Raw genomic sequence first — 949 nt, forward strand, 5'->3', positions numbered from 1 at the left:
AAAAAACGGAATCATCACATTGGGTGCGGACAAATCACAATGAGCCAGCCCACGCTGTTCCATGGCCGAGCCGATCCCGGCCAGAGCTCTCGCCAGCTTCAGACTTTCCTCTGCTGTCAGCTGCTTCTGATCGCTGATTACATCGAACCAGGTCAGACCATGTACCCACGGCATCAATACCGCGTACAACAGATCAGGATGTTCTCCAATGAGCGCTCCGTTTCTTTCCGGAGTGAGCACATCACGCTTGCATACCTGCAAACCTGGCAGTTCACTATAAGAATCCATATGCTCAGACTGATACACCATAGCCGGAATACGGAATTTAGGGAAAAATACTTTTAGTGCTTTGGCCCCACTTACGGAACCGTTACGGGGTAACAACTGATAGACGATACCCTGCCTTCCAGCTTGGGCGTAAGCCAGACCAGGTGCAGCCGGATGCTGCCCAATGATATAGGCAATGTCGTTAATCACCACTTCATCCCCGGGATTTGGTTGAAAAGACATGCTCATCCCTCTCTCTGTCATTCTGTCATAGTGCAACAAAAACCGGGTGTTGTGAAAACGCCCGGTTTTTGCTGTAGTTGTAAATCTTCAGCTTGCTTCCTGCATATGATTCTGGGCGAATTCGGATATGGAACCTGCCCGAACTATGTATCGCAGATTAGCGAGCTTGGTCTGCCGTACGGAATTTGTTGGCAATAGCCGTCAGTTCCGCGCTGATGCTATTTAGCGTTTGAACGAAAGATTGCATTTGTTTGCTGGCTTCCTGGAATTCCTGGAAGAAGCGTTGTTTCGTCATACCTTCCCATTGTCCTTCCATACTTGTGATGGATTGAGTCAATGTAGAAACGATTTGCTGACTTTGCTCACCGCTTTGTTTAAATTGGTTGGAAACCTGATCAAGCTGTTCTGGGGTAACTAAAATACGTCCTGCCATTTGTAA

Annotated in this window: 1 protein-coding gene and 1 pseudogene; both read right to left on the bottom strand. The window is 47.9% G+C overall.

All coding sequences use genetic code 11. The annotated features are described in order from the left end of the window. Positions 1-510 (bottom strand): annotated as a pseudogene (locus tag gpAD87_RS00025) (hypothetical protein); the annotation flags it as partial. Positions 511-667: 157 nt separating this feature from the next. Beyond that, complete coding sequence (locus gpAD87_RS00030; protein WP_017689071.1) at positions 668-943, bottom strand: WXG100 family type VII secretion target; 276 nt, start codon at positions 941-943, stop codon at positions 668-670. Between the last annotated feature and the right edge of the window lie 6 nt (positions 944-949).

Origin of the sequence: Paenibacillus sp. AD87 (assembly GCF_001659845.1) — a bacterium.
In the GTDB taxonomy this organism is placed as follows: domain Bacteria; phylum Bacillota; class Bacilli; order Paenibacillales; family Paenibacillaceae; genus Paenibacillus; species Paenibacillus marchantiae.

Bases quoted from the DNA above. Each gene is read 5' to 3' on its own strand.
- gpAD87_RS00030 (WP_017689071.1), bottom strand. From the start codon at position 943: ATGGCAGGACGTATTTTAGTTACCCCAGAACAGCTTGATCAGGTTTCC.